Source organism: uncultured Mailhella sp., assembly GCF_944324995.1.
In the GTDB taxonomy this organism is placed as follows: Bacteria; Desulfobacterota; Desulfovibrionia; order Desulfovibrionales; family Desulfovibrionaceae; genus Mailhella.
In genome coordinates, this window is the sequence record NZ_CALUYL010000034.1 from 19,598 (window position 1) to 28,665 (window position 9,068).

General features: G+C 62.3%; 6 protein-coding genes. 1 reads left to right on the top strand and 5 read right to left on the bottom strand.

Annotation, left to right across the window (positions count from 1 at the left end; all coding sequences use genetic code 11):
- Window positions 1-363 precede the first annotated feature (363 nt).
- The 3 genes from Q0K02_RS11650 to Q0K02_RS11660 all read right to left on the bottom strand — a co-directional run bounded on the left by Q0K02_RS11650 (window position 364) and on the right by Q0K02_RS11660 (window position 6,578).
- Complete coding sequence (locus Q0K02_RS11650) at window positions 364-4,038, bottom strand: phosphoribosylformylglycinamidine synthase (RefSeq protein WP_294489080.1); 3,675 nt, start codon at window positions 4,036-4,038, stop codon at window positions 364-366.
- Between the two features lie 75 nt (window positions 4,039-4,113).
- Window positions 4,114-5,151 carry a phosphoribosylformylglycinamidine cyclo-ligase gene (gene purM / locus Q0K02_RS11655; RefSeq protein ID WP_294489082.1) on the bottom strand — a complete coding sequence of 346 codons (1,038 nt, stop codon included), beginning with the start codon at window positions 5,149-5,151 and terminating at the stop codon, window positions 4,114-4,116.
- Between the two features lie 5 nt (window positions 5,152-5,156).
- Window positions 5,157-6,578, bottom strand: coding sequence for an amidophosphoribosyltransferase (locus Q0K02_RS11660; RefSeq protein WP_294489084.1), 1,422 nt, complete (start codon window positions 6,576-6,578; stop codon window positions 5,157-5,159).
- Between the two features lie 194 nt (window positions 6,579-6,772).
- Here Q0K02_RS11660 and Q0K02_RS11665 point away from each other — a divergent pair, with 194 nt between their 5' ends.
- Entirely contained in the window at window positions 6,773-7,135 is a 363-nt protein-coding gene (locus tag Q0K02_RS11665) for a hypothetical protein (protein ID WP_294489088.1), read from the top strand.
- Window positions 7,136-7,526: 391 nt separating this feature from the next.
- On the opposite strand, the gene Q0K02_RS11670 is transcribed toward Q0K02_RS11665, so the two are convergent.
- Both Q0K02_RS11670 and Q0K02_RS11675 read right to left on the bottom strand, forming a co-directional pair.
- Window positions 7,527-8,459 carry an Abi family protein gene (locus Q0K02_RS11670; protein WP_294489091.1) on the bottom strand — a complete coding sequence of 311 codons (933 nt, stop codon included), beginning with the start codon at window positions 8,457-8,459 and terminating at the stop codon, window positions 7,527-7,529.
- Between the two features lie 426 nt (window positions 8,460-8,885).
- Window positions 8,886-9,068: autotransporter outer membrane beta-barrel domain-containing protein (locus Q0K02_RS11675; RefSeq protein ID WP_294488403.1), on the bottom strand; the 183-nt coding region annotated here is incomplete at its 5' end.

Consider the following 9,068-nt stretch of genomic DNA (forward strand, 5'->3'; position numbering starts at 1 on the left):
TGCGGCGCACGTTACGCGGCCTGAAATGCGCAGTCTCGCCCCTTTTGCGGAACGAGGGGGAGCGTTCAACGCCGCGCATCATCGCCCGCCGCGTCCCGTCTCCCTTGCGCCTTGCTTTTGCCCTGCTTCGTTTCCTCTGCGGCGTGGAATTCGTCGGGGGAGGCGATGCCGCCGACTCCACCGGGGCCGTCGTTCTGTCGGGGCCGCCGGGCGGGCGGATGAGGCAGGCAGGGCGACCGGTCAATCGGAGGGGCCGGAGGCCGGGCGGGCGGCGTCCGGCTCCGAACATCAGGGAACGGGCGGCATCTGTCTTGCCGTCGGTCGAAGAGCCGGAGCGGAAGCCTTTCCGCCCCGGCGCGGTTTTTAGAGGCTGAAGTAGTCCCTGGCAGACTCGAAGAGATGGAGATCGTAGTTGCCGGGCACGTTCTTGTAGAGGTTCGCGCCCGTGCGTTCGGAGTGTCCCATCTTGCCGAGCACGCGTCCGTCCGGGGAAGTGATGCCTTCCACGGCCCAGACGGAGCCGTTGGGGTTGAAGTCCACGTTCATGGTGGGATGGCCGTCGAGATCCACGTACTGGGTGGCGATCTGTCCGTTTGCCCTGAGCTTTTCAAGCAGCGCAGGTTCGCACAGGAAGCGGCCTTCGCCGTGGGACACGGGCACCGAGACGATGTCGCCCGCATTCACGTTCTTCAGCCAGGGGGAGAGCCGCGAAGACACGCGCGTGCGCACGATTTTCGACTGATGGCGTCCGATGACGTTGAAGGTGAGGGTGGGGCAGGAAGCGTCGGTGTCGATGATTTCGCCGAAGGGCACGAGGCCGAGCTTGATGAGCGCCTGGAAGCCGTTGCAGATGCCGAGCATGAGGCCGTCGCGCTGCTTGAGCAGATCCATGGTGGCGTCGGTCACTTCGGGATTGCGGAAGAAGGCCGTGATGAACTTGCCGGAACCTTCGGGTTCGTCGCCGCCGGAGAAGCCGCCGGGCACGAAGATGATCTGGCTTTCGCGCACGGCGCGGGCAAAGCGCGCGGCCGATTCCGAAACCTCGGCCGCGGACTGGTTGCGCAGCACGATGATTTCCGGTTCGAGCCCGGCGCGCATGACGGCGCGGGCGCTGTCGTATTCGCAGTTGGTGCCGGGGAACACGGGAATGACCACGCGCGGTCTGGCCGAGCCCGTGCGGGGTCTGGCCGCGGGCTGCCTGTCCGAGGTGATGAGCGGCACGGAGGCTTCGTCCTTCGCAGTGCGGTTCGGGTAGATGTCTTCCAGCACGCCTTCGTTCAGGGCGAGCAGTTCCTCGACGGAGGCGCTGTCCGAGCCGAGAGTGATCACGGCCTTTTCCGTGGTGACGCCGAGGCGCAGGCCGCTCTCTTCGGTCAGTTCGGCCACGATGGCCCCGGGCATGGGACGATGCCAGTCGATGTCGGCGCAGGACTCAAAGCCGATGCCGTTGCCGAACGACATGTTCATGATCGCTTCGGCCACGCTGTTTTCCACGGCCCAGGCGGCCTTCACCCTGCCCGCGGCGTGCAGGGCGGCAAAGGCGTCCCAGCAGGCCTTGAAGCCTTCGGCGTCGGCCGAGGCGGGCGCGAGCAGGCAGACGGGGTGTCCGGCTTCCTTGAACTCGGGCGAGAGCACGTCGTCGGCTTTGGCCGGAGCGATGGCAAAGGAAATGAGGGTGGGGGGCACGTCCATGTCGAGGAAGGAGCCGGACATGGAGTCCTTGCCGCCTATGGCCGCCACGTTGAGATCGAGCTGTGCGTCGAGCGCGCCGAGGAGCGCGGCAAAGGGCTTGCCCCAGCGTTCCGGCTCGTTGCGGAGCTTTTCAAAGTATTCCTGAAGGGTGAGATAGGCCTTGCGGTAGTCGCAGCCTGCGGCGACGAGGCGGGCGACGGACGTGACCACGGAACGGTACGCGCCTTCGTAGGGATCGACGCTCATCTGATCGGCGTCGAAGCCCCAGGCCATGACGGAGCAGTCTTTGGTTTCGTGTCCGGGCAGCACGGGCAGCAGCGCGGCCATGACCTGCGCGGGCGTGCGCTGAAGCACGCCGCCGAAGGGCATGAGCACGGAACCTGCGCCGATGGTGGAGTCGAAGCGTTCGGCAAGGCCGCGGCGCGAGGCGCACTTGAGGCTGGAGGCCGTTTCCCGCAGGCTGGAGGCCGCGGGGGCGTCGAGGGCGGAGCGGTCCTTGGATTCCACGCGCACGCGGGTGTGCTTGGACGCGCCGTTGGTGTCGAGGAAGGCGCGGGAAAGATCGACGATGGTTTTGCCCTGCCAGTTCATGACCATGCGCGGCGATTCCGTGACCACGGCCACCTGATAGGCTTCGAGATTTTCCTTTTCCGCGGCTTCGATGAAGGCGGGAGCGTCCTTGGCGGCCACCACGCAGGCCATGCGTTCCTGCGATTCGGAAATGGCGAGTTCGGTGCCGTCGAGGCCTTCGTACTTCTTGCGCACGGCGTCGAGACGGATTTCGAGACCGGGCGCGAGTTCGCCGATGGCCACGGAAACGCCGCCTGCGCCGAAGTCGTTGCAGCGCTTGACGAGGCGGGTGACGTCGCCGTTTCTGAACAGGCGCTGGATTTTGCGTTCTTCGGGCGCGTTGCCCTTCTGCACTTCCGAGGCCATGGTGACGAGAGACTTGCGGTTGTGGCTCTTGGAGGAGCCGGTGGCCCCGCCGATGCCGTCGCGGCCGGTGCGTCCGCCGAGCAGAATGACCACGTCGCCGGGTTCGGGACGCTTGCGCACCACGTTGACGGCCGGAGCCGCGGCCACCACGGCGCCCACTTCCAGATGCTTGGCCACGTATCCCTGATGATAGACTTCGGAAACCATGCCGGTGGCAAGACCTATCTGGTTGCCGTAGGAGGAGTAGCCCGAGGCGGCCGTCTGGGCGAGCTTGCGCTGCGGGAGCTTGCCGGGAATGGTTTCGGAAACGGGCGTGCGCGGATCGCCGCAGCCGGTGACGCGCATGGCCTGATAGACGTAGGCGCGGCCGGAGAGCGGATCGCGGATGCAGCCGCCGATGCAGGTGGCCGCGCCGCCGAAGGGTTCGATTTCGGTGGGATGGTTGTGGGTTTCGTTCTTGAACATGAGCAGCCAGTCCTGCTCTTCGCCGTCCACGGTGGCGGTCACGTGGATGGAGCAGGCGTTGATTTCCTCGCTCTGATCCATGTTGCCGAGCAGGCCGCGCTTTTTCAGGGTCTTGGCGGCGATGGTGGCCATGTCCATGAGGGTCTGCGGACGCAGGGCCGCCTTTTCTTCGCCGTACACTTCCTTGCGGGCGGCAAGGTAGCGCTCATAGGCGGCCAGCGTTTTTTCGTCCAGAATTTCCACGCCGTCGATGTGGGTGGAGAAGGTGGTGTGGCGGCAGTGATCGGACCAGTAGGTGTCCACCACGCGCACTTCGGTGATGGTGGGATCGCGCTTTTCCTCGTCGCGGAAATGGGCCTGCAGAAACTTGAGGTCGTCGAGATCCATGGCGAGCCCGAGCTGATCGAGCAGGGCGGAAAGACCGGCTTCGTCCAGCTTGGTGAAGCCTTCCACGGTGCTCACGCTGGTGGGCACTTCGTATTCCACGCGCAGGGTTTCCACGGGATCAAGGCCGGCTTCGCGCGCTTCCACGGGGTTGATGAGGTAGCGCTTGATCTTTTCCACGTCGGCTTCGGAGAGATCGCCGGAGAGCAGAAACACGCGCGCCGTGCGCACGGCGGGGCGTTCACCCCGGGTCATGAGCTGAATGCACTGGCTCGCGGAGTCGGCCCGCTGATCGAACTGACCGGGCAGGTATTCCACGGCAAAGGCGGTGTAGTCGCCTTCGGGCAGGGTTTCGCCGGCGTCGTCCACCTGCGGTTCGGAAAACACGGTTTTCACCGCACGCTGAAACACGTCTTCGTCCAGCCCTTCCACGTCGTAGCGGTTGACGAGCCGCAGACCGGTCAGGGAAGAGATGCCGAGCAGGGTGCGGAGTTCTCCGAGAATCGCTCCGGCCTCGTGTCGAAGGGCGGGCTTTTTCTCTACATAAATGCGTCTTACCATTCGTAATGTCCTTTGCAGCGGAATTTCCGCCGCATTGTGCATGAAGCGTGCGCCGCGCGGGGCGGCGCGGCAAAATCAGGCGAGAGCGACCTTGTCTTCGCCGGAAACGACGTCGCCGAGAACGTAGGCGTTGCAGCCGTGGCTCCTGAGGGCTTCGAGGGCCTTGTCGGCCGTGTCGCGGGATACGATCATCGTCATGCCCACGCCCATGTTGTAGGTGTTGAACATGTCGCGTTCGGGAATGTTGCCCACGCGCTGCAGCAGGGAGAAAATGGCCGGAGTCTTCACGGCGGCCTTTTCCACGCGGGCGGTGAGGCCGTCGGGCACGCAGCGGGGAATGTTTTCGTAGAAGCCGCCGCCCGTGATGTGGCTTATGCCGTGAACTTCGGCCGCGGCAATGGCCGCGAGCACGGGCTTCACGTAGATGACCGTGGGCGTGAGCAGGGCTTCGCCGAGCGTGGATCCGAGTTCTTCGCAGTACTTGCTAAGGTCTGCGTGCTCCACGTCGAACACCTTGCGCACCAGCGAGTAGCCGTTGGAATGCAGGCCGGAGGAAGGCAGCGCGAGAATGACGTCGCCCTCGCGCATGGAGGACTGACTGATGACCTTGTCTCTGTCCACCATGCCCACGGAGAAGCCCGCGAGATCGTAGTCGTTGGGGGCCATGGTGCCGGGATGCTCGGCGGTTTCGCCGCCGATGAGGGCGCAGCCGGCCTGCACGCAGCCTTCGGCCACGCCGGAAACGAGGGTGGCCACCTTTTCCGGATCGTTTTTGCCGATGGCGATGTAGTCGAGGAAGAACAGAGGCTTGGCGCCGCAGCAGACGATGTCGTTCACGCACATGGCCACGCAGTCGATGCCCACGGTGTCGTGCTTGTCCATGAGCTGGGCGATGCGCTGCTTGGTGCCCACGCCGTCGGTGCCGGACACGAGCACCGGACGGGACATGCCTTTGGTGTCAGGTTCAAACAGGCCGCCGAAGCCTCCGAGATCGGAGACCACGCCGGGAATCAGGGTGCGCTCGACATGGCGCTTCATGAGGCGAACGCCTTCGTAGCCGGCCTCAATGTTGACGCCCGCGGCGGCGTAGGATGCGGAATGGGAATTGTTCATGGTGGTTATCCTTTGCCGTTCCAGCAGTAGGTGCAGATTTTGTCCTTGTCGATGCCTATGGCCTCAAGCAGGCCGTTCAGCGATTGATAGCCCAGAGAATCGAAGCCCATCTTGCGGCAGACGGCGGCAAGCAGACTCCTGCCCCGCGCGGTGGAGGCGTCGGCGTACTCGTCGAGATGACGATGACCTTCGTCGCCTTCGAGTTCCTGCACGATGCGCCTTGCGAGCAGATCCATGTCGGAATTGCCGCGGGAGAAGTTGAGGTACTTGCAGCTGTACATGATGGGCGGGCAGGCGGAGCGCATGTGTACTTCGCCTGCGCCGGATTCAAAAAGAAAGTCGACGGTTTCGCGCAGCTGCGTGCCGCGCACGATGGAGTCGTCCACAAAGAGGAGCTTCTTGCCCTGAATGAGTTCCGGCACGGGAATCTGCTTCATCTTGGCCACCTGATTGCGCACGGCCTGATTGGCGGGCATGAAGGAGCGCGGCCAGGTGGGAGTGTATTTGACGAAGGGCCGGGCGAAGGGCAGCTTGCAGCGGTTGGCGTAGCCTATGGCGTGGGGCGTGCCGGAATCGGGCACGCCGGCCACGTGATCGACCGAAGGCAGCGTGCCGCGGGCCATTTCGTCGCGGGCCATGATTTCGCCGTTGCGGTAGCGCATGAGCTCCACGTTGACGCCTTCGTAGTTGGAGTTCGGATAGCCGTAGTAGGTCCAGAGGAAGGCGCAGATCTTCATGGTTTTGGCGGCCGGGGAAAGCGTTTCGTAGCCGTCGGCCGTGATGCGCACGATTTCGCTCGGACCGAGTTCGTAGGCGTCTTCGTAGCCGAGCTTGTGGTAGGCGAAGGATTCAAACGACACGCTGTGGCCGAGATCGCTTTTGCCGATGTGTACGGGCAGGCGTCCCATTCTGTCTCTGGCGGTGATGATGGAGTCTTCCGTGAGCAGCAGAATGGTCATGGAGCCTTCAATGACGTCCTGCGCGTGCCGGATGCCCGACACGAGATCGCCTTCCATGTTGATGAGCGCGGCCACGAGTTCCGTGGGATTCACCTTGCCGGCGTCCGTGACCATGAACTGATGGCCCCGGCTGGAAAAGTAGTCGCGCACCAGACGCTCGGTGTTGTTGATGATGCCGACCGTGGATATGGCGTACAAACCGAGATGCGAGCGCACGAGAAGCGGCTGCGGATCAATGTCGCTGATGCAGCCTATGCCCGCGCAGCCGTGGAATTCGGCGAGATTGTTTTCAAACTTGGTTCGGAAGGGGGTGTTTTCAATGTCGTGTATCTGCCGCTGGAAACCCAGCTTCCGGTCGTAGATGGCCATGCCGCCGCGGCGTGTGCCGAGGTGCGAGTGGTAGTCCACGCCGAAGAAGATGTCCAGCACGCAATCCTGTTTGGAGATGGCTCCGAAGAATCCTCCCATATTTTTTCGGCTCCTTATGCGAAAAACAGTGTGGAAAGGGTCATGGGGTCGGAAAAAATGCCGCTTCCACCCTTGTCCGGATGCAGAAGGCAACCCCGACGGCGCACGGCGGACGCTTCTGCGCGCCTGCCGTGCCGGAAAGGAGTCTGCCTTCCTCCCCTGCGTCCTTGAAGGGGGAAAACGGCGGAGCAGTCATGCGCAAAAAACGCATCTCTGCAAAAAGAATGGAAAAGGGCAGCTCTGTCCTCTGCGGAAAGGCTGCCCTTTGTCGGTGTTCGGGGTATGGTTCTCCCCTGCCGAAGGCGGATGCGGGCGTGCTTTGCCCTGGCAGGACGGTGAACGGTCGCCTCTTCAGGCGCACAGAAAAGAACGACGGACGCGCCGATGGCTGCTTCCTGTCCGCAGCGCGCCGAAAAGCGCCCGGCCTCGACGCAGGACGTCGTGATCCGGCGACGATTCTGGGCGGACTTCTTCGTGCAAGGGCTTCCGGTTTCGACCGGCTGACTGCTGCTCATCGCGTTCGCTTCGTTGGGGTGGAAGGAGAAATAAAGGATTAGCCTAGCCGTTTTCGCCCCTTTTCGCAAGTCTTCGCCTCCGCTCCGAAAGGCGGGAGAAGAGAGGAGAGGAAGGGGAACAGGCCGGAGCAGCGGGGCTCTGCCCGGGGATGGAGTGGACGGGATCAGGCCGGAGCAGCGGGGCTCCGCCCCGGACCCCGCCGGGGGAAATAATTTCCCCGACAAAGTCGGGACAAGCCCCCCGGTCCCCCCTGATTCCGCCTTGCGGCGTTGCCGCTGCGGCGGGCGCGCGGGAGCCGTGGGTATGGTGGGTTCACTGGGGGGAGAGGCGGGGCAGGAAAGATCCTGAATCAGCACTTACGGGGCTTTGCGCACGACGCCTTCGTTCACCTGGCCGACGGCAGGGGAAGCCTGACGGGAAAGTAAGGGGAGATTATATTTTCCAGAACGGGTCATTGTACCAGTTTTGGGGAAAGCCCAGATCGGTGCAAGAGACTTCTGTATATTTTTCAAAGAGGTTTTTCAGTTTTTCCGGCCAGCGCGAGCTGGGAGCCAGTTGAAGAAGAAAGAACCACGACACACAGGCCGCGGCGTAATAGGAATCTTCCTTCGAACGGAAATCGGGGCAGAGATTGGCAAAACCGGGCCGCGGGACTTTGAAGGGACGGTCGAGGGTTCTTTTCCAGAAGCGGCCGTGATGAGCGGAAATATTGCGTACGACTCTGAGTGAGGCAAGGCAGGATGTAAATAACACCCTGGGCAGTCCGAATTTTCCGGCAAGGAAATTTTGAACCGGATGGGTCAGGTTTTGCAGTGCCGTGACCCAGCTGCCCATGGACAAGGATTCCATGACTATCCAGGAGGGGGGAAGCGCGGGTGAGGTGTAGGTTTTATAATAATGATCGGTGGGAGCGCTCCGGCGTCGGCAATTGTTTTTTCCTGTTTCCTCCTCCACGATGGCGCAGAACGCGGCACAGTCCTTTGGACTCTTGAAAAAGGCATTTTCCATGAACCAGTGTGAACCGTATGGGAGAACAGCAGCAGACGGATCGGCAACGGACAGGGAGTCGGAGAGAACAGTACGAACGGCAACTTCGATTCGTTCGACGGCATCGAGTGTCAGGAGACGCAGTTCACGATCGAAACAGTAGATCCGCCATATTGTTTCAAACGTCGTGCCGGGCAGGAAGTTCGGAGAGGCGGCGGACTCGTTGACATAGAAGTGCCGTGCATAGCCGTTGAGCCGATAGTAACTGACATGGGAAAGATGGCGGCAGGCGCGTACCATATCGGCGCACAGCAGACCGCGGTTGAGCATCAGTTGCAGCAGGTCATGTATGCAGAGCGGCGTTTTGATGAACTGCATCGGAATTTCCTGGAAAAAAAATGCCGCCCCGGTATTCGCATGCTCCATAAGGAACCTAGGCGCGGGGCGGACTGGTGAAATGTATATAAAACAAATTCGCCGTGCGGTCAAGAAAACGCCGCGAAAGATACCTTGGCCTGCAACGATTCGGGAAGATTTCAGTGTGAGGGAATAAAAGCGTGTCGTTTGCCCCGGCATGCGGGTATGGGGCGGAGTACGGCGAGAGGAAAAAAGAAGAGGAGAGAATGGGAGAAAGGGGAATGAGGTCGGAAGGGGCACACAAAAGCCCCGGGGCAGCACTCCGGGGCTTTTGTAAAGGGCGTTTTCCGTTCCCCCTGTCCGGCCGAACCGGCGAAGCCGGGAGGCGGAAACAAGGGGGCGCGGGGGAGATTATCTCCCCCGCATGCCTTTTCTGTCTTTCAGCCTTTAGAACTTCCAGCTTATGCCGACGCTGACGCTCTGGTCGGTTTCGTGGGAGGATGCCTGCACGCCGTAGTTGAGGCCGAGGGCGAAGTTGCCCTTTTCGGCCTGTACGCCGAGGGTTCCGGCCCAGCTCGTGGAATCCATGATGCGGGTATTCACGCTGTCGAGCGCGCCTATGCCTGCATA